Here is a 22,814-nt window from a genome sequence, read left to right as displayed (position 1 = left end):
CGGCTTACTTTCGCTTCCGCGCTTGCTGGCCGAGGCCCATTTTCTTGGCGAGCTGCGAGCGCGCCACCGCGTAGTTCGGCGCCACCATCGGGTAATCCGGCGGCAGGCCCCATTTGTCGCGATATTGCTCCGGCGTCATGTTGTACTGCGTCCGCAGATGGCGCTTCAGCGATTTGAAGCGCTTGCCGTCCTCGAGGCAGACCAGATATTCCGGGGTCATCGACTTCTTCACCGACACGGCGGGTTTGGCCGGCTCCAGCGGCGTCTCGGGCCGGCCGCTTGACACCCGCATCAGCGCGGCATGAACCTGGCTGATCAGGTTCGGGATTTCCGAAGCCTGGGTCGGATTGTTGCTGAGATAGGCCGAGACGATATTGGCGGTGAGTTCGACGGGCGTCTTGCCGGCGTTATCGGTCATGGCTCAACCTTCTGGGGTGACGAATGCATCTGTCGGACCTGCAATCCGGACAAGTATCCGACTGCGTCTATACATCGGCAGGTCTGCTTACAACTTGGCGAATATGAACGAAGTATCGGGAAATTGACAAGAACGGCGGCGCTTTATTTTCCGCAGCCAGCCTGGCGGAAAGTATTGCCGTCAGCAGCGTTTTCCGCGCCGATTGGATCGGAACACGGCTCCAGACGTTCATTGGGCACGTTGTCTCGGCGCGAAGCGTTACCCCGCCCCGGATCAGCTCCGCGGCAGGCTGGAAAACCCGCTACGACCGCTGATCGAGATGCACCCGCAGCTCGTCGATCGAAGCAAAGCGCATCAGGCCTTCCGGCATTTCGGCCTCGATCGAACCGTCGGAATAAAGCGAATAGGCCATGCCATCGACAATGCCCGATTTCAGCACGGTTACCTCGGGCGCGTCGCGGACAGGCGCCGGGCCCGCATTGGCTTCGGCAAGCGTCGGAGGCACGCGGCTGCTGCGCCGGTGCGGCAACATCTCGGCGGCCTTGGCGCGATCCGCCCGCGGCCAGGCATCGTCGAACGGAACCGACGGCGGCTCGGCCGTCTCCACCGGCGGCACGGCGGGCGGCCTGGAACGCAGGTTCGACGACATGGGATCCGGCGGCAACGCCTCGCCGGATCGAGGCTGGGGACGTTCGCGCTCTTTTCGCGATGTCGACGAAAACATCAAATTGCGCTTCGGCTTTGCAACCGGCGGTGGCGGCTCGGGATGCAGCGGCTCCGGAATCGGATGATCGCGCAGCACCTCCTCGTTCTGCCACGGCGGGGGCGGCGGCGCTGAGGAGAAGGCCGGCGGTGACGAGAAGGCTCCGGAATCTCCGATCGGTTCGGCTGCCGGGAAGCCGCCGATAGCGGGGCTTGCCTCCCGCACCGCAGCAGCAGGAGGCGCCGGCCGATCGACCGCCTCCTCACGCGTTTCAGGCAAGCCGGTGGCCAGCCGCCGCGCGATAGTCTTCAATTCCCGGACGGCCACCCAGAGGCCCAGCATGATCACGCCGGTACAGACACCGACCACGCCGGCCATGATCAGCGTGTTGCCGGTGCTGAATTCCTTGATCGGAATCCCAAAGCCGATCGCCAGCAGGCCCGCCACCACAAGGCCGATCCCGGCGACCAACACAAGAAATGCCATCGAACCAACCCCTCAGCCGCGCCCAAAACAATCGCCAGCCGCCCCACGCCACGATACCGTCATATTGAACACACCGCCAACCGGCAATTGCATCCGGGTTCCGCAATAGCACCGCCACATTACAGGATTTGCAACCAGCGAGCGCGCTCGGTCGTTCAGCCACCGTTCAGCCGATCTTCCGTATTCCTACCACCTACCAATTGCTGCCGCTTTTGTTGCATTGCATCAGGGATTTAAGCCACAATTCCCAATTACTTGGTAATGGAACTGCGTTATATGGGTACCCGGGGAATGAGGCTCAAGACTATTCAGGCTGAGCCATAGGGGCTGGGTTACCAATCGTCATGTCATCCATCACGACTTCTGCACTCGACACGCCTGCACGGCGCTCGGTGGAGCGGACTTGCGACGACCTCGCGATGCTGGCGCTATCGATCGTCGCGATCGTCGCGGGCCTGACCTTCCGCGACTATGGACTGGGCTGGGACGACTACACGCACGCCGAATATGCCGACCTGCTGCTGCGAATGTACGGTTCCGGCTTCAAGGACACCGGCGCGCTGTCGTTCGCCAATCTTTACATGTATGGCGGCGGCTTCGATATGGCGGCCGCGCTGCTGCACAAGGTCATCCCGCTGGAATTGTTCGAAACGCGCCGGCTGCTCGGCGCCATCGTCGGGCTGATCGGACTTGCCGTGACCTGGCGACTGGCGCGGCGCGTCGGCGGCCCGCTTGCCGGGCTCGCTGCACTCCTGTTGCTGGCGCTGTGCCCGACCTTCTACGGGCACATGTTCATGAACCCGAAGGACGCGCCGTTTGCCGTCTCGATGATGATCCTGATGCTGGGCCTGGTGCGCCTCGCCGATGAATATCCCGCACCCTCGCCGCGAACCATCCTGATTGTCGGCCTCGGCGCCGGTCTCGCCATCGGCTGCCGGATACTCGGCGGACTGGCTTTGATCTATGCGCTGGTCGGCTTCGCGCCGCTGTTGATCGAGGACGTTCGCATGCATGGCGTGCGCGAAGCGGTCCGCCGCTTCGCGCACGTCCTGTATGTGCTCGTGCCCGGCCTCGTGCTCGGATATCTGATCATGGGCCTGATGTGGCCGTGGTCGATCATGGAAGCCGACCATCCCTTCAAGGCGCTGACCTATTTCTCGCACTTCTTCGAAAAGCCCTGGAAGGAAATGTTCGACGGCGCGCTGGTCTCGGTGCCCGACATGCCGTGGTCCTATCTGCCGACGCTGTTCGCGCTGCAGCTTCCTGAAATATTGCTCGCGCTGCTGATCGCCGGCGTCGTCGGCACCTTCATGTCGCTGTCGCGCACGGATGTTGCGGGCCGCCGCAAGACCATCTTCCTGATGCTGACGCTGGCGGCCAGCCTGCCGCTGGTGATCGCGATGGTGAAGCGGCCGGCGCTCTACAACGGCATCCGGCATTTCGTGTTCGTGATCCCGCCGATGGCGGTGCTGGCCGGCGTATCGTTCGCCTGGGGCATGAACTGGCTGAAGAACCATCACCGCCGCTGGCAACCGGCGGCACTTGCCGTGTTCACGTTCGGCCTGCTGCTGCCGCTCAGCGAGATGATCCGCCTGCATCCGTACGAATATACGCACTTCAACCACCTTGTCGGCACCGTTCGCGGCGCCGACAGTCTGTTCATGCTGGATTACTGGGGACTTGCGCTGAAGCAGGCATCCGACGGCCTGCGCGAAGAGCTGGTCGAACGGCAGGAGTCCCCCCCGCAGGGGCGCAAATGGAAGGTCGCGGTATGCGGCCCGCAACGCCCGGCCCAGGTCGCGCTCGGCCCCGACTACACGATCGGCTGGGACAGCCAGTCCGCGGACTTTGCCATGACGCTGGGCGAGTTCTACTGCAAGGGCCTGACCGCGCCCGTCATCGTGGAAATCAAGCGCGACGACGTCGTGTTCGCGCGCGTCTATGACATTCGTGGACGCCCGATCCCGACGCTGCTGGCCATTCCGGCGCCGTAACGGCAAATCGCCGCATGACTGCCACGCAGGATGCGTGCCTTGCTGCCCGTCCGCCGCGGGCTTAGGCTTGCTTTCGGAAAATCTTCACCGGAGAAGCGCGCCATGTCGCCAGCCGAAGCTCGCCTGAAGGAAGTCTCGTCCGGCATGACGGACGCCGAGTGGAACCAGCGCGTCAACCTCGCCGCCTGCTATCGCCTCGTGGCACTGTATGGCTGGGACGATCTGGTCGACACCCACATTTCGGCGCGCGTGCCGGGGCCCGACCATCACTTCCTGATCAATCCCTATGGCCTGATGTTCGAGGAAATCACGGCGTCGAGCCTGGTGAAGGTCGATCTGCACGGCAACCAGCTCAGCGAGAGCGACTACAGCATCAACCCGGCGGGCTTCACCATCCATTCCGCGATCCACGAGGTGCGCGAAGACGCCGGCTGCGTGCTGCATCTGCATACGCCTGATGGAACGGCGGTGGCGAGCTGCATGGAAGGCCTGCTGCCGATGAACCAGACCGCGCAGTTCGTCACCCACGACCTCGCCTATCACGACTATGAGGGCGTGGCGCTGGACCACGACGAACGGCCGCGGCTGCAACGGGATCTCGGCAACAAGAACCACATGCTGCTGCGCAATCACGGCACGCTGACGGTCGGCCGTTCGGTCGCCTCCGCCTTCGAGCGCATGTATCACCTGGAACGCGCCTGCACGATGCAGGTCCGCACCCGCATGCTGGGCCCGACCGCCTACCCGGTCGAACAGGCCGTGATCGACAAGAACGAACAGCTGTTCGCCAATCCCGACCGCGCGGAGATGCGCTCCACGAATCTGGTGTGGCCGCCGCTGTTGCGCAAACTCGATCGGCTCGATCCCAGTTACAAAAATTGAAGTTTCGAGGTTTCCGTGTAAGATAGCCGCCAACGACCTCTACACGACCGAATCCAAACGCCGCCCAATTCCGGGCGGCGTTTTTGTTTGGTCAGGGGCTGGTCGATCCAGTCTCGCGTTGCGGGTCGAGGGCTGCGTAAACAAGGCCGAGCATGACGCTGTAGGTCAGCAGCATCGCAAGCGAAAACAGGGCTGGCCAGATACCGAGGCCGAGATGGAGGGCAAACGGTCCCAGTTTCAACAAAGGGAAGAATACCATCCCCATCACCGCCCAACCCAAGACGCCGAATGCCACGCCCTTTGCCGCGCCGCTCGCGCCTGGCAGCGAACCGTAAAACCGCCCGAAGCAGAAGCCGAAAACCGTCGAACCGTTCAGGAACGACAGCACCCATGGGATGATCGGGTGAACGCTTGTTCCTGTGACGTGGGCGAGTGAGGCCTGAAGGTTCTCATAGGGCTGAAACGCAGGCAGCAGGCCGGCCCGCGATTTCAGGTACATCAATAGCGTATGGGCGGCGCTACCGCAGAAACCCGCGATGGCCGCCTTCCAGATCCAATGCCCGCTCATCGCACCGCGCTTAGCGCGGCGCCTCGGCCAGCGCGCCCAGAATCCGCGCCCAGGAGCGGATGCCCTTGTGGAAGCTCTTGAGGTCGTACTTCTCGTTCGGCGAATGGATGTTGTCGTCGTCGAGACCGAAGCCGATCAGGAGGCTGTCGAGGCCGAGCGTGCGCTTGAAATCCGCGACGATCGGGATCGAGGCGCCGGAGCCGACCAAGAGCGCCTCCTTGCCCCACTCCTCGGTGAGCGCACGTTTTGCAGCAGCCAGCGGCTTCATGTTCCAGTCGAGCGCGATCGCCGCACCGCTGGAGTGCTCGGTGAAGACCGCCTTGCAGTCGCCTGGAAGCCGCGCGGTGACGTAGTCGCGAAACGCCTGCTTGATCTTCTGCGGGTCCTGGCCTTCGACCAGACGGAACGAGACCTTTGCGGAAGCTTCCGCGGGGATCACGGTTTTGGAGCCCTCGCCGGTATAGCCGCCGAAAATGCCGTTGATGTCGCAGGTCGGACGCGATGACACCTGCTCGATCAACAGGCGATCCTTTTCGCCGGCGGGGATCGAGAGACCGATCGGCTTCAGGAATGACTCCGGCGAGAGGTTCAGGGCCTTCCACTGCGCCAGGATATCCGGCGGCAGGTCCTTCACGCCATCGTAGAACCCGGGAATGGTGATGGTGCCGTTGTCGTCGAACAGGCCGCCGAGGATGTTGGTCAGCACGCGGATCGGGTTTCGCGCGCCGCCGCCGAAAACGCCGGAATGCAAATCGCGGTTGGCGGCCTTGATGGTGACCTCGTCATACACCAGGCCGCGCAGCGAGGTGGTGATGGCGGGCGTGTTCGGATCCCACATGCCGGTGTCGCAGACCATCGCGAAATCGGCCTTCAGTTCGTCCTTGATGGCTTCCATGAACGGCACGAAATTCTTCGAACCGACTTCCTCTTCGCCTTCGATCAGAATGGTGACATCGACCGGCAGCGATCCCGTGACCTTCTTCCAGGCGCGGCAAGCCTCGACGAAGGTCATCAACTGCCCCTTGTCGTCCTCGGCACCGCGCGCCACGATGATTTTGCGGCCGTCGGCGTGATCGGTGACGACCGGCTCGAACGGCGGCCGGTGCCACAGATTGAGCGGATCGACCGGCTGCACATCGTAATGGCCATAGAATAAAACATGCGGCCGGGGGTCGCTGCCGCCATTCGCCTTGTCATTGCTCTTGGCGACGATCGCCGGATGCCCTGCGGTCGGCCTCACCTCGGCCTTGAAGCCGAGCGTCGCGATATCCTTGGCCAGATGATCGGCCGCCGCCTTGCAATCGGCGGCGAAGGCCGGGTCAGCCGAGATCGACTTGATCCGCAGCAGCGCAAACAGCCGCTCCAGGCTGTTGTCGAAATCGGCGTCGATATGATCGAGGACCGGCTGCACATTTGCTTTGGACATGGCTGGATCATCCCTGGCTGTGGGCCTTGTTGTCTGTATGACGTTGTAGCTCGCCGGCGTCCCCAGGCAAGGCGACATCGGCGGTGGGCGGATGCAATATGTGCCAGCCCAGCCCGACCGCGAGCAGCGCGGTGCTGACGAGATTATTGCCGTACGCCTGCAGGTCGTTCGGAAACGCCGGAAGCGACAGCAACAACAGGCCGCCCGCCGCGGCAAGCAATGCCCATGTGCCGGCCCTGACGGCCGGACGCGGATCATAGGCGGCGCGATGCGCCAGAACGGTGATCGGAAAGAACAGCCACAGGAAGTAGTATTGGCGCGCCAAAGGCGAGGCCACCGTGATCAGGCAGAACAGGATGGCGATCTCCTCGGCATCCGAGCGTTCGGTGCGGCGCGAGGCCGGTGGCATCACCGCCAGATAGCCGAGGCCGATCGCGAGCGCGACCGCCAGCACGATCCAGTTCGCGGTCTTGAAGTCGACGTCGGCGATGTTCATCGTCCGCGCGGGTTTTGACGGATTGTCCTGATTGTAGTTCACCGGCCGCGTCAGCCGGTGCGTCATCGCGATAAGCGACTGGTTGACCCACGACCAGTTCTGCTCGGCGCGCTGCCCGAACCCCTGCTCCGAACTCGATCCGACCATGCCCTGATACCAGGTCTTCAATTCCGCGGCGTTGTGCTGGAAGCCGCGGAACGGCGCCGGCAGGACGAACAGGAACATGCCTGTCATCACCAGCATGCTCGCGACCGCCGCCCATTGTCGGCGCCACAGCAGATAGGGCAACACCGCCACCGGAAACACCTTGATGGCGGTGGCGAGCGCGAACATGCTTCCCGCCATCCAGCCGCGCTGGTCGCGCAGCAGCCAAAATCCGTAGAGCATCAGCGCCAGCAGCACGAGATTTGGCTGGCCCAGATCGAACATGTCGAACACGAACGTGACAGTGACCAGCCCCGGCAGCGCTTCCAGCCACGGTCCGGGCTTGCGGCCCGATCCCGCCATCGCGTGCGAGAACTGTGCCGTCATCCACCACGCGACGACGTTGAGCAAGCACAGGCACAGATAAAGCGGGATCTTGCCGAACCAACTGGGGAGCGCGAGCAGCACAGCCGAAATCGGCGGATAGATGAAGTCGAAATAGGTGGCGGGATTGTCGGGGTAGAGATTCTTGCCGTGCAGCACCTGCTGCCCGGCCCAGAACCACAATGGATAATCCTTGGTCTTGCCGCTGCCCCAGATTTCCGGGACCAGAACATCGGCGGTCAAGGCGATGCAGCAGACCAGGAACAGGAGATCGAGCGGCCTGCGCAGCGACGGATATCTCAGCACGCGATCGTTCCGGAAGTCAGAGAAACATCGCAGCGTTACCGCCGCAGCAAGCCGCCAAGCGCACCGCGCACCAGCGAACGTCCGATCGAACCACCGAGCGAGCCGCCGACGGCCTTGCCGAGATCGGCAGCGACACCGCCGATGACCTTGTTCGTGACCGAACGGGTGACGTCGCGTGCAATCACCTGGCCGGTCGTCAGCCTGCCGCGCTTGGTGTTGGTGCCGAAAATCGTGCCGACGATCGAACCGAGCTGGCCGAGAACGCCGCCACTGCCCTGACCATCCGCAGGCGCCGCCGTGTCGGCCACGCGCTTCTGCAACATCTCATAGGCGGATTCGGCGTCGATCGCGGTGTCGTATCTGCCCTTGACCGGGCTCTTGCTCATGATGGCCTTGCGCTCTTCCGGCGAGATCGGCCCGATCCGCGCGGTCGGCGGCCGGATCATGACGCGCTCGACCACGGTCGGCGTGCCGCCGCCTTCGAGGAACGACACCAGCGCCTCGCCCTTGCCGAGTTCCATGATGACGCGGGCGGTATCGAGTTTCGGATTCGGCCGGAACGTTTGCGCCGCCGCTTTCACCGCTTTCTGGTCGCGCGGCGTAAAGGCGCGCAGCGCGTGCTGCACGCGACCGCCCAGCTGGGCCAGCACCTTGTCCGGCACGTCGATCGGATTCTGCGTGACGAAGTAGACGCCGACGCCCTTGGAGCGGATCAGGCGCACCACCTGCTCGATCTTGTCCATCAGCGCATCCGGCGCATCGTCGAACAACAGATGCGCTTCGTCGAAGAAGAACACCAGTTTCGGCTTCGCCAGGTCGCCGGCTTCCGGCAATTCCTCGAACAATTCCGACAGCATCCACAACAGGAAGGTGGCGTAGAGTCTCGGACTCTGCATCAGCCTGTCGGCGACCAGGATGTTGACCACGCCGCGGCCGTCGCGGTCGGTCTTGATGAAATCCTTCAGCACCAGCGCCGGCTCGCCGAAGAATTTCGTGGCGCCCTGGTTTTCCAGCACCAGCAATTGGCGCTGAATGGTTCCGACCGTCGCCTTGCTGACGTTGCCGTAGCTCTGCGCGGCCTTCCGCAGCGCGGCCTTCAACTCCTCATTGTCGTCGGGATCATCGTCCGCACTCGCCGCCTTCTTGGCAACCGGCGCGATCGCGTCCAGCAGCGAACGCAGATCCTTCAAATCGAGCAACGGCAGGCCGTTTTCATCCGCCACGCGGAATGCAACGTTGAGAACGCCTTCCTGCACGTCGTTGAGGTCGAGCATGCGCGACAGCAGCAGCGGTCCCATCTCGGTGACGGTGGCGCGCACGGGATGCCCCTGCTCGCCGAATACATCCCAAAATACCGTCGAGAACTGATCGGGCTGGAAATCGAGGCCCATCTCCTTGGCGCGCTTGAGGATGAAATCCTTGCCCTCGCCGACTTCGGAGATCCCGGACAAGTCGCCCTTGATATCGGCGGCGAATACCGGAACACCAGCGCGGGCAAAACCCTCCGCCATGACCTGCAGCGACACCGTCTTGCCGGTTCCGGTAGCACCCGTGACGAGGCCGTGCCGATTGGCGAGCGCAAGCGTCAGCCACGCCGTCTCTTCGCCCTTGCCGATGAAAATCTTCTCGTCGGTATCGGCCGTCTTATCAGAGTTCACCATCGCATCGCCTCTTCGCATGCATCGCGCAGGGCCATCATATCGTATCCTGCCTTCGGATTGAAACCGTTGACGGCGGGAACGCGTGCGTCAGCCCGCTTCATCATTTGTTTGTTCTCATACTTTATTCCGACGGTTCGCGAAGAAACCGGGAACGCAGCGCAATAATGCGATGAGAAATCGGTATTCACTCTTGCATTGCTGCAACACTTGCGACGCGATCTCGAATCAAAATCGCCTCGACGGGCGTGGATCGCTTGTATTTCAGATCGCAGGCGCTCAAGATCAATGCAGAAGGAGACGACCCGGGTAAACCGGTTGGGGACGGGGCACAATATGGACGAACTGATTGGACGGCTGGCCTCCAAGGCCGGCATCGATAGCGCTGTCGCTGAAAAAACCATCGGCATCGTTCTGGGTTTCCTCCGCAACGAGGGGCCTTCCGACAAGGTTCAGGCTCTGATTGATCAAATTCCGGGTGCGGAAGCTGCGATTGCAGCTTCGAGCAGCAATGGCGGCTTCTCGCGGCTGATGGGCGGAGGCGTGATGGCGGTCGGCACCAGGCTGATGGCGCTCGGCCTCGGCGTGAACGAAATTCAAGGCGTGGCGCGTGAACTTTTCAGGTTCGGTCGGGACAAAATCGGAGCGGATCAAATGGGCGAAATCATCTCGGGGACGCCGGGCCTCAGCCAGTTCGCATAGCAAACAATTCGCGCGCACGTTCGGCACCAGCACATTCCTGTTTAATCGAGCATCATGACTTATCCCCTTTCCGCGATCGAAGGCTTGAGCGCCTACTCTGCCTCGAAACTGAAATCTTTGGGCATTCGCACCACTGACGCACTGCTGGAGGCCGCCCGCACGGTGAAAGGACGCAAGGCGCTCGCGGCAAAGACCGGCATCAGCGAACAGCAACTGCTCGAATGGGCCAATTTCTCCGACTACATGCGCATTCCCGGAATGGGCAAGGCCAAGGTCGGCCTGGTGCGTGCCGCGGGTGTCACCACGGTGCGTGAACTCGCCCTGCGCAACCCGGCGCGGCTGGCCCAGAACATGAAGGACGTGAACACCAAGCGAAAATTGGTTAGGGTCCTGCCCTCCGAGAGATCGGTCGAGCAACTGATCGAACAGGCGCGCAAGCTGTCGCCAAAAATCAGCTACTGAGACGGTCAGGCCAGCCGACAGGAGCCGCTGCTCACGCCTTGACTAACCGCTGCGGACCGCGCAAAGCGACCGCATGATCGCAGCCCAGCCAAGCCCTACCGCCGCCACCGGTCCGGCCGGTCATGCGGTGCTGCCTGCGCTGCTCTCGAAGCCCACTCCGGCCGTCATGGGCGTGCTGAATGTGACGCCCGATTCATTCTCGGACGGCGGGCAATTCGCTGCCCCCGAGTCCGCACTGGCCCAGGCCCGGCGGATGGTGGCCGAGGGCGCCGACATCATCGACATCGGCGCGGAATCCACCCGGCCCTACGGGTCGGAACCGATCTCGGCGGAAGAAGAACTGCGGCGCCTGCAACCGGTGCTGCCCGGTGTCGTCGCGCTGGGCGTTCCCGTATCGATCGACAGCATGAAATCCGCCGTCGTCGCCTGGGCGCTCGATCAGGGCGCGGCCATCGCCAACGATGTCTGGGGCCTGCAGCGCGATGCCGGCATGGCCGGAGTCGTCGCCGAACGCGGTGTACCCGTCATCATCATGCATAACCGCGACAGCGCGGATCCCGCCATCGACATCATGCAGGACATCGCCAATTTCTTTGCAGCCTCGCTCGACATCGCCGCGCGCGCCGGCATTTCAACCGACAAGATCGTACTCGATCCCGGCATCGGCTTCGGAAAGACCCCCGAGCAGAGCATGATCGCGCTGGCGCGGCTGGCCGAGTTGCAGTCGTTTGGACTTCCACTGCTGGTCGGCGCCTCGCGAAAACGCTTCATCAGCACGGTGACGCCGTCGGAGCCGCATCAGCGGCTCGGCGGCTCGATTGCCGCGCATCTGCTGGCGGCCGAAAACGGCGCGCGGATCATCCGCGCACATGACGTCGCCGAAACCGTCCAGGCGCTGCGCGTCACCGCCGCAATCAGGGAACAGGGATGAGCGATACGATCTTCATCACCGGCGTCGTCATCCATGCCCGCCACGGCGTGATGGAACACGAGACCGAAGTCGGACAGCGCTTCGTCATCGACCTCGAACTGTCGGCCGATCTCTCGCAAGCGGCGAACACCGATCATCTCGCCGACACCGTATCCTATGCCAGCGTGGTGGCGACCGCGACGGCGGCGTTCAAGAACACCAATTACAAGCTGCTGGAGCGCGCCGCCGGCGCGGTGGCCGATGCGATATTCGCAGCCTTCGCGCGTATCGATGCGGTGAAAGTGACCGTGCACAAGCCGCATGCGCCGATCGCCGCGATCTTCGAGGACGTCGGCGTAGTGCTGTTCCGCAAGCGGTCATCCCCCTGACATGGCTGACGTGCTGATCGCGCTCGGCGGCAATGTCGGCGATGTCCGCGCGACATTCCAAAAGGCCATCGCCAATATCTGCGGCATGACGCAGGCCGCCCTGCTCGCGCGCTCCTCCGACTACACCACCCCGCCCTGGGGCGAGATGCATCAGGCGCCCTTCATCAATGCTTGCATCGAGATCGAAACCAGCCTTGATCCACATGCGCTGCTGTTTACGCTGCACAAGATCGAGAAAAAGTTCGGCCGCGACCGCGCCCGTGAGACCCGCTGGGGTCCGCGCACCCTCGACCTCGACCTGATCGCCTACGACGACGTCAAGCTCGACAAGCCGGAACTGACGCTGCCGCATCCGCGGACTTTCGAGCGCGCTTTCGTGCTGGTGCCGCTGGCCGAGATCGTGCCCGACCGTATCATTGCGGGACGCCGCGTCTCGGATGCGCTGGCACAGCTTTCGACCGAGGGGATCCAGCGGCTGCCTGACCTCGATTAAGCCCCAAAGGACCCAAAACAACCGTTTGGCTTGGCGGGCGCGGCGTGGCAATTTCCGGCCAAATCAAGCGACGGCCAGGGAATAATGGGCGGGATGACCAAGACTGACGAACTGACATTGGCGGCGGAGTTTCCACAGGCGACCTTTGAGGACTGGCGCAAGCTGGTCGACGGGGTGCTGAAGGGTGCGCCATTCGAAAAACTGGTCAGCAAGACAGCCGACGGGCTGAAAATCGATCCGATCTACCGCCGCGCCAAGGGCGCCGCGCCGGTCGCCGGCCGTGCCGCGGCGGCACCCTGGCAGATCATGCAGCGGGTCGACCATCCGGATGCGAAAGCGGCCAACGCCCAGGCGCTGCACGACCTCGAGAACGGCGCGACCGGGCTGACGCTCGTATTCGCCGGCGGCAATGGCGCCCATGGCTTTGGGCTGGATCCTTCTGCGGAGGCCGTCGCACAGGTCCTTGACGGGATCCATCTCGACGCCGGCATCGGCATCGAACTTCAGATCGGCCCGCAATCGCGAATGGCCGCCATGCACCTCGCCGAATACATCAAGGGCAAGGGCCTCGATCCCGCGGCCTGCGACATCCGCTTCGGGCTCGACCCGCTGGGGTCTTGTGCGGTGTGGGGCTCCAGCCCCTACAGCTGGGACGAGATCGTGCCCGCCATCACCGACGCAGTCAAAGGCCTTGCCGCGATGGGGTTCAAAAGCCCCCTCGCCGCCGCCGATGGACGGGTGATCCATGATGCCGGCGGATCGGAGGTGCAGGAACTGGCGTTCGTGCTGGCGTGCGGTGTCGCCTATCTGCGCGCGATCGAACAGGCCGGCGTTGCGCTCGAAGATGCGCAAGGCATGGTCTATGCGCGGCTCAGCGCGGATGCGGATCAGTTTCTGACGCTGGCGAAATTCCGCGCGCTGCGGCTGTTGTGGGCGCGGATCGAGCAGGCTTGCGGATTGTCGCCAAAACCGCTGTTCGTCGCGGCGGATACTGCATGGCGCATGCTGACGCAGCGCGATGCCTATGTGAACATGCTTCGCGCGACGATGGCCACCTTCTCCGCGGGCCTCGCCGGCGCCAACGCCATCACCGTATTGCCGCATACGCTCGCCCTGGGACTGCCCGATCCGTTCGCGCGGCGTGCCGCGCGCAACACGCAGCTGGTGCTGCTGGAAGAGTCCAACCTCGCCAAGGTGAGCGATCCCGCGGCCGGCGCCGGCGGCATCGAAACCCTCACGAGACAGCTTTGCGACTCCGCATGGTCGCTGTTCCAGGAGATCGAAAAGGCCGGCGGCATTTTTGCGGCGCTGGAACAGAACCTGATCCAGCGCAAGGTCGCCGCCACCCGCGCCGCGCGCGAACTCAATATCGCCAGGCGGCGTGACGTGCTGACCGGGGCAAGCGAATTCCCGAACCTGCATGAGGCCGAGGCCGCCGTTCTGGATGCCAGGCCGATCGTGTTGCCGCCCTATGGCGAGGCAAAACACAAATTCGATGCGCTGGCGCCGATGCGGCTGGCGGCACCGTTCGAGGCGCTGCGCGACAAGTCGGACGAAAAACGGAAGGCCTCCGGCGCGCGGCCAATAATCTTCCTCGCCAATCTCGGCACGGCGGCCGACTTCACCGCGCGCGCGACATTCGCCAAGAGTTTTTTCGAAACTGGCGGCATCGAGGCGATCGACACCGAAGGATTTGCCGACCCGACAGCACTGGCCACGGCTTTCAAGGCGTCCGGCGCCGCGATTGCCTGCCTGTGTTCCTCCGATAAGGCCTATGCGGAACACGCGGTAGCCGCCGCCAAGGCCCTTCACGCCGGAGGCGCCAAGCATATCTATCTGGCAGGGCGGCCCGGCGAACAGGAGGCCGCGCTGCGCGAAGCCGGCGTCAATGATTTCATCTATGCCGGTGGCGACGCGCTGGCGATGCTGCGGGAAACCTGGCAGCGGATGGAGCAAGCATGACTGAAAACAACAGGGCCGTCCTGACCGGCGGCTGCCAGTGCGGCGCCATCCGCTTTGCAATGTCGAAGGCGCCCGCCAAGATCAGCATCTGCCATTGCCGGATGTGCCAGAAGGCCTCGGGCGCGCCCTTTGCCTCCCTCGCCGACATCGAACACGAGGATTTCGCCTGGACCCGCGGCACGCCGGCCTCGTTCAAATCGTCGTCGATCGCCGAGCGTGATTTCTGCGCCGCCTGCGGCACGCCCTTGAGCTACCGCCGGATCGGCGGCCCCCGGATCGAGATCATGACCGGCGCGTTCGACCGCCCCGACCGGGTGGTGCCGACGCGGCAATATGGCACCGAATCCCGGCTCGGCTGGGTGGTCGGCATCGCCAACCTGCCGAGCCAGACGACCATGCAGAATTACGGGCCGGAGAAGATGGCGACGATCAACAGCCACCAGCATCCGGACCATGATTAGGGGCGACGCCCCCGACGCTCACTTATGCTATGATGGATACCATGAGCCGCATACCTAATTTTGCAGATATCGCCTTTGAATCCGTCGCGCCCGCGCAGCCAGCCGGCAACGCCGAGCCGTGGCTGACACCCGAGGGCATCCCGGTCAAGCCTGGCTATAGCGAGGCCGATCTCGAAGGCATCGACTTCCTGGAGACGTGGCCGGGCATCGCGCCGTATCTGCGCGGCCCCTACCCGACCATGTATGTCAACCAGCCCTGGACCATCCGGCAGTATGCCGGCTTCTCCACGGCGGAAGATTCCAACGCGTTCTACCGCCGCAACCTTGCCGCCGGACAAAAAGGTCTGTCGGTCGCGTTCGACCTCGCCACCCATCGCGGCTACGACTCGGATCATCCGCGCGTCACCGGCGACGTCGGCATGGCGGGCGTCGCCATCGATTCCATCTACGACATGCGCACGCTGTTCTCGGGGATTCCGCTCGACCAGATGAGCGTGTCGATGACCATGAACGGCGCGGTGCTGCCGATCCTGGCGCTGTTCGTCGCGGCGGCCGAGGAACAGGGCGTTCCGCCGGAGAAATTGTCGGGCACCATTCAGAACGATATTCTGAAAGAGTTCATGGTGCGCAACACCTACATCTATCCGCCGACGCCCTCGATGCGGATCATCTCCGACATCTTTGCGTATACTTCGCAAAAAATGCCGAAGTACAACTCCATCTCCATCTCCGGCTATCACATGCAGGAAGCCGGCGCGACGCAGGATCTCGAGCTCGCCTATACGCTGGCCGACGGCGTCGAATATCTACGCGCTGGTCTCGCCGCCGGCCTCGATGTCGATCGTTTCGCGCCGCGGCTGTCGTTCTTCTGGGCGATCGGCATGAACTTCTTCATGGAAGTCGCCAAAATGCGCGCGGCGCGGCTGTTGTGGGCCAAGCTGCTGAAGCCGTTCAACCCGAAGGATCCGCGCTCGCTGTCGCTGCGCACGCACTGCCAGACCTCCGGCTGGTCGCTGACCGCGCAGGACGTCTTCAACAACGTGATGCGCACCACCATCGAGGCGATGGCGGCGACCCAAGGCCATACGCAGTCGCTGCACACCAACGCGCTCGACGAGGCGCTGGCGCTGCCGACGGACTTTTCGGCCCGGATCGCGCGTAACACGCAGCTGTTCCTGCAGCAGGAAAGCGGCACCAACCGCATCATCGATCCCTGGGGCGGCTCCTACTATGTCGAACGGCTGACGCGCGATCTCGCGGCCAAGGCGTGGGGCCACATCCAGGAGGTCGAGGCGCTCGGCGGCATGGCCAAGGCGATCGAGGCGGGCGTGCCGAAATTGCGGATCGAGGAAGCGTCCGCCAAGACACAGGCGCGGATCGACGCCGGACGGCAGGCGGTGATCGGCGTCAACAAATACAAGCCGGTCAACGAGGCCCCAATCGACGTGCTCAAGGTGGAAAATTCCACCGTGCGGCGGCTGCAGATCGACAAGCTGAAGCGGCTGCGCTCCGAGCGCGACCAGAAGGACGTCGATGCGGCGCTCGCCGCGCTGACGCGCAGCGCCGGCGAAGGCAACGGCAATCTGCTCGCGCTCGCCATCGACGCCGCGCGCGCCAAGGCCACCGTCGGGGAAATTTCGGACGCGATGGAAAAGGTGTTCGGGCGGCACCGCGCCGAAATCAAATCCATCACCGGCGTCTACAAGCGGGAGGCGTCCGCCATGTCCAACCGGGTCGAGAAGGTGCAGGAACTGATCGATGCGTTCGAGACGGCCGAGGGCCGCCGCCCCCGTATCCTCGTCGCCAAAATCGGCCAGGACGGCCACGACCGCGGCCAGAAGGTGATCGCGTCGGCCTTTGCCGATGTCGGCTTCGACGTCGATATCGGGCCGCTGTTCGCCACCGCCGACGAGGCGGCGCGGCAGGCGGTCGAGAACGACGTGCATATCCTCGGCGTCTCGTCGCTGGCGGCGGCGCACCTTACGGCCGTGCCCGAACTCAAGGCCGCGCTGAAGAAGCACGGCCGCGAGGACATCATGATCATCATCGGCGGCGTGGTACCGCCGCAGGATTATGACGCGCTGTACAAGGCCGGCGCCGAAGCGATCTTCCCGCCCGGCACCGTGATCTCGGATGCCGCCGAAGAGCTGATCCACAAGCTCAACGCGCGGTTGGGGCATAGCGAGGCGGCGGAGTAGTTCATCGTCGAGCGTCTCGCAAAGGATTGCCCGTGCGCGGCATGACATCGCTTAGACTTTCTAGAACCGTCGTTCTGGCCGGCGCCGTCGCGTGCATGGCGGCGCTGGGCGTCGCCCTCGCCGCCGAACCCAAACCGGACATTTCCATCAAGACCAAAGCGCTCGAAGCCAGCGTTTTCCTCGACGCGAAGATCAAGGCCGACCCTGCGCTTGCCGCGAACAGCGTGGCCGAGGGCAGGAAGTGGGCGGAGAAAAACCGCGCCGAAGCCGACAAGGATCACGAGAGCAATCCGGAACTGTTCCCCAACGGTCCCTGGACCATGGAGCGAAAATACGAGACGCGCTCGGTGGTCGATGGCCGCTATGTCAGCATCGTCAGGAACGATTACGAAAACACCGGCGGCGCGCATCCCAACAGTTCGACGGACACGATCCTGTGGGACAAAACCGCCGGCAAACGCATCAGCATCCGACCGTTCTTCACCGAAACGGACGACAGCGGTCAGACGCTGAAGGCGATGCGGCTAGGCGTCGTGGCCTCGCTCAAGACCGAAAAGAAGCAGCGCGGGCTGGAAGACTTCGATGTCAGCGCCATCGAAGCCATCGAGCCAAAGCTGCTCAAGATCGGGCCGGTGTCGCTGGCGCCATCGACCGTGAAAGGCAAGAGCTCCGGCCTGACCTTTCACTACTCGCCTTACGCGGTCGGCTCCTACGCCGAGGGCGCCTATGTCGCCTTCGTGCCGTGGGAGACCTTGCGGCCGTACCTGACCCCCGAAGGCGTCAGGATTTTCGGCGGAGCGCGGCCGAAGCACGACGAAGACCGGCCGCAATGATCGCGGCTCAATGACTGAGCCGCATATGACTGCCTATTTCGGGTGGTCCGACCGCCGCCACCCGATTTCCGGATGTGGCGAGATGCCCCGTCTGCCATGAAACCGTTCGATCGGCCAACGGCTTGCGAGCGCGGCGCAAAGCCGCCTACAATGCGGGACATGACAAGAGCGCCCGGACTCACGGGCGCCGCAGGGGAGGATCGCGATGTCCAGAAAGATCACGCGCCGTGCGTTTGCGGCTTCATCAGCGGCTGCGGCGGCTGTCGCCGGTTTCGGCCTCAAGCCGGCCTTCGCGCAGGCCTATCCGGCGCGTCCGGTGACCGTGATCGTGCCGTGGGGCGCCGGCGGCGGCACAGATGCCACCGCGCGCATCGTAGCAGCCCTGCTGGAGAAAGACCTCGGCCAGCCGTTCAACGTCGTCAACCGCACCGGCGGCTCCGGCGTGGTCGGCCATTCCGCCATCGCCACCGCGGCGCCCGACGGCTACACCATCGGCATGCTGACGGTGGAAATCTCGATGATGCACTGGCAGGGGCTCACGGAACTGGCACCCAAGAGCTACACGCCGCTGGCGCTGATGAACGAGGATCCGCCCGGCATCCAGGTCAGTTCGGGATCGCCCTACAAGACCGTCAAGGAACTCGCCGACGCCATCAAGGCAGCACCCGCCGGCAAGTTCAAGGCCTCCGGCACCGGCCAGGGCGGCATCTGGCATCTGGCGCTGGTGGGCTGGATGCAGGCGATGGGCCTGGCGCCAAATCATGTTGCCTGGGTGCCGTCGAACGGCGCCGCGCCCGCGATGCAGGATCTCGCTGCCGGCGGCCTCGACCTCACCACCTGCTCGGTGCCGGAAGCGCGCGCGATCATCGAGGCCGGCAAGGCGCGCAGCCTCGCCGTGATGGCCAAGGCCCGAAATCCCGCCTTCCCCGACGTGCCGACGCTGAAGGAAGCCATGGGCATCGACTATTCGACCGGGGCGTGGCGCGGCATCGCCGGCCCGAAAGGCCTGCCGGCCGACGTCGCGACCAAGCTCACCGCGGCGCTGAAGAAGGTTTACGACTCCAAGGAATTCAAGGAGTTCATGAGCAACCGCGGTTTTGGTACCGTCTGGGGTGACGCGACCGAATTCGCCGGATTCATGGACAAGGGCGACGCCCAGATGGGTGTGGCGATGAAAGCCGCCGGCCTCTCGAAGGCCTGATCGCGCTTCATCGTCAATCCGCGGAGTTCGTCCATGCGTCTTCCCGATCGCGTCACGGGATTGTTTCTCGTTGGCCTCGGCGCGGCTGCGGCCTATGGCGGCTGGCAGCTGCCGCCGGTGCCGGGGCAGCCGGTCGGGCCCAACGTGTTTCCGCTGGTGATCGGAACGGGGCTCGCATTATGCGGGCTCGCCATCGCATTCGGGATCGGGCACTCCTTCGAAGAGGAAGAAGAGCTGATCCCGGTCGAGGGCGACCAGCCCAAGCCGGCGCCGCCCGGCCGGTTCTACGGGCTTCGCGCGCTGCTGCCGCCGGCGCTACTGCTGTTCTATGTGGCGGTCGCCGACCGGCTCGGCTTCATCATCACGGCCGCGCTGATCGTATTCGTGACCTCGACCGCGCTCGGCGCCCGCTGGAAGCTGTCGCTGCCGCTCGCCGTGCTGGCGCCGATCGGCGTCCATCTGATTTTCTCGAAACTGCTGCGCGTGCCGCTGCCCATCGGGCTGCTGCCGATGCCCTGGTAGTTGGTGATTGGTGACCGATGCTCAAAACCCTGATTGACGCGTTCGCGCTCATTTCCACCTGGGAAGTCATCATCGCGATGTTCGCGGCCTCGGTGTATGGCCTTGTGATCGGCTCGCTCCCCGGCCTGTCCGCGACCATGGCGACCGCGCTGCTGGTCCCCGTCACCTTCTATCTGTCGCCGATCGCGGCGATCGCGACCATCGTCGCGGCGTCCACGATGGCGATTTTCTCCGGCGACATCCCCGGCGCGCTGCTGCGGATTCCCGGCACCCCGGCTTCGGCGGCCTACGCCGACGAGGCCTATGCGATGACGCGCAAGGGCGAGGCGGAACTGGCGCTCGGCGCGGGCGTCTGGTTCTCCGCCGTGGGCGGCATCGCCGGCACGCTGTCGCTGATGATCCTGGCGCCGCCGCTAGCCGAAATCGCGCTGTCGTTCTCGACGTTCGAATATTTCTGGCTGGCGCTGCTCGGCCTGATGTGCGCCACGCTGGTCGCCCGCTCCTCGCCGGTGAAGGCCATCGCCAGCATGTTCATCGGACTGCTGGTCGCCTGCATCGGCATCGAAAATCCCGGCGGCGTGCCGCGCTTCACGTTCGGCATCACCGACCTGTTCGGCGGCATCGAACCGATCCCGGCGCTGGTCGGCGTTTTCGCCGTGGCACAGGTGATGCGCGCGATGCTGACGCCGGAGCCGCCGCCGATCCCGAAGCGCAAATTCGGGAGCATCATGGCGGGCCAGTGGCGGCTGACCAAGAAGTATCACTGGCAGATGACGCGCGGAAATATCATCGGCATCATCATCGGCGTCTTGCCGGGCGCTGGCGCCGACATGGCGGCCTGGGTCAGCTACGCGATGTCCAAGCGCTTTTCCAAGGAGCCGGAAAAATTCGGCACCGGCCATGTCGAGGGCCTGGTCGAGGCCGGCGCCAGCAACAACGCCAGCATCGCCTCGGGATGGGTGCCGTCGCTGCTGTTCGGCATTCCCGGCGACACCATCGCGGCCATCGCGATCGGCGTGCTTTACATGAAGGGCCTGAACCCCGGCCCGACGCTATTCACCGAAAAAGCGTCGAGCATGTACGCGATCTATCTGATGTTCATCATCGCCAACATCATCATGATTCCGCTGGGAATCATCATGATCCGGCTGGCGAGCCACGTGCTGCGCGCGCCACGCTCCAGCATCATGCCGGTCATCATGCTGTGCTGCGCGGTCGGTTCCTTTGCCATCGGCAACAACATGTTCGGCGTCGTCACCGTCGCGACCTTCGGGATCATCGGCTACGTCATGGAAGAAAACGGCTATCCGGTCGCCGCGATGGTGCTCGGCATCGTGATGGGCACCATGATCGAGCAGAGCTTCGTCACGTCGCTGATCAAGTCCGACGGCAGCATATTTCCGTTCTTCGAGCGGCCGATCGCCGCGATCCTCGCCGCCATGGCGATCGGTGCGCTGATCTGGCCGTTGCTGATCTGGGTATGGCGGAAGGCCAGGGGAACGGCGCCCGCGGGCGCATCGGCGCGCTGAGGGACGCGCAGGGCCCCCTCGCCTGCATGGCGTGGGCGTTGTAAACCAAGCCATGACCCTGCCGAAGAATCCGTCCCCCGATATCGGGAAACTCGCCGACGACCTCCGTTCCGGCCAGCGCGCGGCGCTGGCGCGCGCGATCACGCTGGTCGAGAGCCGGCGCGGCGATCACCAGGCGGCGGCGCGTGATCTGGTGCAGGCGCTGCTGGCGGACACCGGCAAGGCGATCCGCGTCGGCATCACCGGTTCGCCCGGGGTCGGCAAATCCACCACCATCGATGAACTCGGCATGTTCCTGATCGGGCGCGGCCACAAGGTCGCGGTGCTGGCGGTGGACCCCTCCTCGGCCCGCACCGGCGGCTCGATCCTCGGCGACAAGACGCGGATGGCGCGGCTTTCGAATTCGGACGCCGCCTTCATCCGGCCCTCGCCCTCGTCAGGCACGCTCGGCGGCGTCGCCGCCAAGACCCGCGAGGCGATGCTGCTGTGCGAGGCGGCCGGCTTCGACGTGGTGCTGGTGGAAACCGTCGGCATCGGCCAGTCCGAGACCGCGGTCTGCGACATGACCGATTTCTTTCTTGCCTTGATGCTGCCCGGCGCCGGCGACGAATTGCAGGGCATCAAGAAGGGCCTGGTCGAACTCGCCGACATGATCGCCATCAACAAGGCCGACGGCGACAACATCAAGCGCGCCAACCTGGCGGCGGCCGAATATCGCGGCGCGCTGCATATTCTGAGCCCCCGCTCCGAGCACTGGCATCCGCCGGTGCTAACCTATTCGGCGCTGACCGGCACCGGGATGGATGCGCTGTGGCAGAAGATCCTCGATCACCGCACCGCCATGAACGCCTCGGGCGAGTTCGCAGCAAGGCGGCGCGAGCAGCAGGTAAAATGGATGTGGTCGATGCTGGAACAGCGGATGATGGCCCGTTTGCGCGCCGATCCGGCGGTTCGCGCCAGGGTGAAGAAGACCGAGGCCGAGGTGGCCGACGGCCGAATCGCACCCGCGGTCGCCGCCGAGCAGATCGCGGAGTGGCTGCGGTGAGCGAAAAGCTTCGCATTCTCGTCACCGGCTTCGGCCCGTTTCCCGGCGCGCCGTACAACCCGACGCAGCCGCTGGTGGCGCGGCTGACGCAGCTGCGGCGCCCCGCCTTCAGCGATGTCGAACTCTCCAGTCATATCTTTCCCGTGACCTACACGGCGGTCGATCGGGAATTGCCGATCGCGTTGGCACAACACAAGCCGCACGCGCTGCTGATGTTCGGTCTCGCCGGCCGCACCGGATTTCTCCGGATCGAGACCCGCGCCCGCAATGCCGTCACCATGCTGTGGCCCGACGCCGCGCAAACCCGGTCGCGTAAGGGATCGATCGCCGACGGCGCCGGCGCGCGGAGGTTCGGCCCGCACACCGCAAAGCTGCTGCGCGCCGCCCGGACCACCGGGATCGACGCCCGCGCCTCGCGCGATGCCGGAAGCTATCTCTGCAACTATCTGAGCTGGCGCGCGATCGAGGCCGTCGAGACAGCCAACGGCCCGCGCCTCGCCGCCTTCATCCACATCCCGCCCCTGGCACGCGGCGGCGCCGTCCAGCGCAGGGGATTTTCGCGGATCACGCTGGACGAACTGGTCGATGCCGGCGAGGCCATGTTGCTGGAAATGGTGAGGCTGGCGCGACGGTCTGCGTAGG

22 protein-coding genes are annotated in these 22,814 nt (G+C 64.4%); 16 read left to right on the top strand and 6 right to left on the bottom strand.

The genetic code is table 11. From position 1 onward, the window contains the following. Positions 1-4 precede the first annotated feature (4 nt). Both QUH67_RS12295 and QUH67_RS12290 read right to left on the bottom strand, forming a co-directional pair. Entirely contained in the window at positions 5-418 is a 414-nt protein-coding gene (locus QUH67_RS12295; RefSeq protein WP_300946957.1) for a MucR family transcriptional regulator, read from the bottom strand. Positions 419-719: 301 nt separating this feature from the next. Continuing rightward, positions 720-1,607 carry a DUF308 domain-containing protein gene (locus QUH67_RS12290; protein WP_300946955.1) on the bottom strand — a complete coding sequence of 296 codons (888 nt, stop codon included), beginning with the start codon at positions 1,605-1,607 and terminating at the stop codon, positions 720-722. Between the two features lie 344 nt (positions 1,608-1,951). Between QUH67_RS12290 and QUH67_RS12285 the strand changes: the two genes are divergently transcribed. Beyond that, on the top strand, positions 1,952-3,601 hold the full coding sequence (locus QUH67_RS12285) for a glycosyltransferase family 39 protein (RefSeq protein ID WP_300946953.1): 1,650 nt from the start codon (positions 1,952-1,954) through the stop codon (positions 3,599-3,601). A 102-nt stretch (positions 3,602-3,703) separates the two neighbouring features. Beyond that, on the top strand, positions 3,704-4,483 hold the full coding sequence (locus QUH67_RS12280; RefSeq protein WP_300946951.1) for a class II aldolase/adducin family protein: 780 nt from the start codon (positions 3,704-3,706) through the stop codon (positions 4,481-4,483). A 91-nt stretch (positions 4,484-4,574) separates the two neighbouring features. On the opposite strand, the gene QUH67_RS12275 is transcribed toward QUH67_RS12280, so the two are convergent. From QUH67_RS12275 to QUH67_RS12260, 4 genes are read right to left on the bottom strand one after another with little or no spacing between them, the layout of a single operon-like run. After that, positions 4,575-5,051 carry a DUF6789 family protein gene (locus QUH67_RS12275; protein WP_300946949.1) on the bottom strand — a complete coding sequence of 159 codons (477 nt, stop codon included), beginning with the start codon at positions 5,049-5,051 and terminating at the stop codon, positions 4,575-4,577. Positions 5,052-5,061: 10 nt separating this feature from the next. After that, positions 5,062-6,477 carry a M20/M25/M40 family metallo-hydrolase gene (locus QUH67_RS12270; protein WP_300946947.1) on the bottom strand — a complete coding sequence of 472 codons (1,416 nt, stop codon included), beginning with the start codon at positions 6,475-6,477 and terminating at the stop codon, positions 5,062-5,064. A gap of 7 nt (positions 6,478-6,484) precedes the next feature. After that, complete coding sequence (locus QUH67_RS12265; protein ID WP_300946945.1) at positions 6,485-7,807, bottom strand: glycosyltransferase family 87 protein; 1,323 nt, start codon at positions 7,805-7,807, stop codon at positions 6,485-6,487. A 35-nt stretch (positions 7,808-7,842) separates the two neighbouring features. Next, positions 7,843-9,468 (bottom strand): helicase HerA-like domain-containing protein, encoded by a 1,626-nt coding sequence (locus QUH67_RS12260; protein WP_300946944.1) that lies wholly within the window; start codon positions 9,466-9,468, stop codon positions 7,843-7,845. Positions 9,469-9,801: 333 nt separating this feature from the next. On the opposite strand from QUH67_RS12260, the gene QUH67_RS12255 reads away from it, so the two are divergent. The 14 genes from QUH67_RS12255 to QUH67_RS12190 all read left to right on the top strand — a co-directional run bounded on the left by QUH67_RS12255 (position 9,802) and on the right by QUH67_RS12190 (position 22,813). Beyond that, positions 9,802-10,167, top strand: coding sequence for a DUF2267 domain-containing protein (locus QUH67_RS12255; protein ID WP_300948018.1), 366 nt, complete (start codon positions 9,802-9,804; stop codon positions 10,165-10,167). 54 nt (positions 10,168-10,221) lie between these two features. Then, positions 10,222-10,629: a DUF4332 domain-containing protein gene (locus QUH67_RS12250; RefSeq protein WP_300946943.1), complete on the top strand. Its 408-nt coding sequence runs from the start codon at positions 10,222-10,224 to the stop codon at positions 10,627-10,629. A gap of 73 nt (positions 10,630-10,702) precedes the next feature. After that, positions 10,703-11,560, top strand: a complete 858-nt coding sequence (folP, locus tag QUH67_RS12245; protein ID WP_300946942.1) for a dihydropteroate synthase — start codon at positions 10,703-10,705, stop codon at positions 11,558-11,560. After that, on the top strand, positions 11,557-11,928 hold the full coding sequence (folB, locus tag QUH67_RS12240; protein WP_300946941.1) for a dihydroneopterin aldolase: 372 nt from the start codon (positions 11,557-11,559) through the stop codon (positions 11,926-11,928). Before folP ends, folB begins: the two co-directional genes overlap by 4 nt. A gap of 1 nt (position 11,929) precedes the next feature. Continuing rightward, entirely contained in the window at positions 11,930-12,421 is a 492-nt protein-coding gene (gene folK, locus QUH67_RS12235; protein WP_300946940.1) for a 2-amino-4-hydroxy-6-hydroxymethyldihydropteridine diphosphokinase, read from the top strand. A 93-nt stretch (positions 12,422-12,514) separates the two neighbouring features. After that, complete coding sequence (locus QUH67_RS12230; RefSeq protein WP_300946939.1) at positions 12,515-14,383, top strand: methylmalonyl-CoA mutase family protein; 1,869 nt, start codon at positions 12,515-12,517, stop codon at positions 14,381-14,383. Then, a complete protein-coding gene (locus QUH67_RS12225) occupies positions 14,380-14,844 on the top strand; it encodes a GFA family protein (RefSeq protein ID WP_300946938.1) in 465 nt (154 codons plus the stop codon). Before QUH67_RS12230 ends, QUH67_RS12225 begins: the two co-directional genes overlap by 4 nt. A 41-nt stretch (positions 14,845-14,885) precedes the next feature. Continuing rightward, the gene (scpA, locus tag QUH67_RS12220; RefSeq protein WP_300946937.1) at positions 14,886-17,042 is read left to right on the top strand and encodes a methylmalonyl-CoA mutase; all 2,157 of its coding nucleotides are present in this window, start codon (positions 14,886-14,888) and stop codon (positions 17,040-17,042) included. Between the two features lie 41 nt (positions 17,043-17,083). Further along, positions 17,084-17,875 (top strand): DUF3298 and DUF4163 domain-containing protein, encoded by a 792-nt coding sequence (locus QUH67_RS12215; protein ID WP_300946936.1) that lies wholly within the window; start codon positions 17,084-17,086, stop codon positions 17,873-17,875. A 205-nt stretch (positions 17,876-18,080) separates the two neighbouring features. Continuing rightward, a complete protein-coding gene (locus QUH67_RS12210) occupies positions 18,081-19,076 on the top strand; it encodes a tripartite tricarboxylate transporter substrate binding protein (protein WP_300946935.1) in 996 nt (331 codons plus the stop codon). A gap of 33 nt (positions 19,077-19,109) precedes the next feature. Then, complete coding sequence (locus QUH67_RS12205; protein WP_300946934.1) at positions 19,110-19,598, top strand: tripartite tricarboxylate transporter TctB family protein; 489 nt, start codon at positions 19,110-19,112, stop codon at positions 19,596-19,598. A 17-nt stretch (positions 19,599-19,615) separates the two neighbouring features. Further along, positions 19,616-21,127, top strand: a complete 1,512-nt coding sequence (locus QUH67_RS12200) for a tripartite tricarboxylate transporter permease (protein ID WP_300946933.1) — start codon at positions 19,616-19,618, stop codon at positions 21,125-21,127. Between the two features lie 52 nt (positions 21,128-21,179). Continuing rightward, positions 21,180-22,172, top strand: coding sequence for a methylmalonyl Co-A mutase-associated GTPase MeaB (gene meaB / locus QUH67_RS12195; RefSeq protein WP_300946932.1), 993 nt, complete (start codon positions 21,180-21,182; stop codon positions 22,170-22,172). Then, positions 22,169-22,813 (top strand): pyroglutamyl-peptidase I, encoded by a 645-nt coding sequence (locus tag QUH67_RS12190; RefSeq protein WP_300946931.1) that lies wholly within the window; start codon positions 22,169-22,171, stop codon positions 22,811-22,813. Before meaB ends, QUH67_RS12190 begins: the two co-directional genes overlap by 4 nt. The last annotated feature ends 1 nt before the right edge of the window (position 22,814 follow it).

The sequence above is a fragment of the Bradyrhizobium roseum genome (genome assembly GCF_030413175.1).
GTDB classification, from domain to species: domain Bacteria; phylum Pseudomonadota; class Alphaproteobacteria; order Rhizobiales; family Xanthobacteraceae; genus Bradyrhizobium; species Bradyrhizobium roseum.
Note: the sequence above shows the minus strand (reverse complement) of the source record. Positions and strands in the feature narration are given on the sequence as shown.

Bases quoted from the DNA above. Each gene is read 5' to 3' on its own strand.
- QUH67_RS12295 (WP_300946957.1), bottom strand. From the start codon at position 418: ATGACCGATAACGCCGGCAAGACGCCCGTCGAACTCACCGCCAATATC.
- QUH67_RS12290 (WP_300946955.1), bottom strand. From the start codon at position 1,607: ATGGCATTTCTTGTGTTGGTCGCCGGGATCGGCCTTGTGGTGGCGGGC.
- QUH67_RS12285 (WP_300946953.1), top strand. From the start codon at position 1,952: ATGTCATCCATCACGACTTCTGCACTCGACACGCCTGCACGGCGCTCG.
- QUH67_RS12280 (WP_300946951.1), top strand. From the start codon at position 3,704: ATGTCGCCAGCCGAAGCTCGCCTGAAGGAAGTCTCGTCCGGCATGACG.
- QUH67_RS12275 (WP_300946949.1), bottom strand. From the start codon at position 5,051: ATGAGCGGGCATTGGATCTGGAAGGCGGCCATCGCGGGTTTCTGCGGT.
- QUH67_RS12270 (WP_300946947.1), bottom strand. From the start codon at position 6,477: ATGTCCAAAGCAAATGTGCAGCCGGTCCTCGATCATATCGACGCCGAT.
- QUH67_RS12260 (WP_300946944.1), bottom strand. From the start codon at position 9,468: ATGGTGAACTCTGATAAGACGGCCGATACCGACGAGAAGATTTTCATC.
- QUH67_RS12255 (WP_300948018.1), top strand. From the start codon at position 9,802: ATGGACGAACTGATTGGACGGCTGGCCTCCAAGGCCGGCATCGATAGC.
- QUH67_RS12250 (WP_300946943.1), top strand. From the start codon at position 10,222: ATGACTTATCCCCTTTCCGCGATCGAAGGCTTGAGCGCCTACTCTGCC.
- folP (WP_300946942.1), top strand. From the start codon at position 10,703: ATGATCGCAGCCCAGCCAAGCCCTACCGCCGCCACCGGTCCGGCCGGT.
- folB (WP_300946941.1), top strand. From the start codon at position 11,557: ATGAGCGATACGATCTTCATCACCGGCGTCGTCATCCATGCCCGCCAC.
- folK (WP_300946940.1), top strand. From the start codon at position 11,930: ATGGCTGACGTGCTGATCGCGCTCGGCGGCAATGTCGGCGATGTCCGC.
- QUH67_RS12230 (WP_300946939.1), top strand. From the start codon at position 12,515: ATGACCAAGACTGACGAACTGACATTGGCGGCGGAGTTTCCACAGGCG.
- QUH67_RS12225 (WP_300946938.1), top strand. From the start codon at position 14,380: ATGACTGAAAACAACAGGGCCGTCCTGACCGGCGGCTGCCAGTGCGGC.
- scpA (WP_300946937.1), top strand. From the start codon at position 14,886: ATGAGCCGCATACCTAATTTTGCAGATATCGCCTTTGAATCCGTCGCG.
- QUH67_RS12215 (WP_300946936.1), top strand. From the start codon at position 17,084: ATGACATCGCTTAGACTTTCTAGAACCGTCGTTCTGGCCGGCGCCGTC.
- QUH67_RS12210 (WP_300946935.1), top strand. From the start codon at position 18,081: ATGTCCAGAAAGATCACGCGCCGTGCGTTTGCGGCTTCATCAGCGGCT.
- QUH67_RS12205 (WP_300946934.1), top strand. From the start codon at position 19,110: ATGCGTCTTCCCGATCGCGTCACGGGATTGTTTCTCGTTGGCCTCGGC.
- QUH67_RS12200 (WP_300946933.1), top strand. From the start codon at position 19,616: ATGCTCAAAACCCTGATTGACGCGTTCGCGCTCATTTCCACCTGGGAA.
- meaB (WP_300946932.1), top strand. From the start codon at position 21,180: ATGACCCTGCCGAAGAATCCGTCCCCCGATATCGGGAAACTCGCCGAC.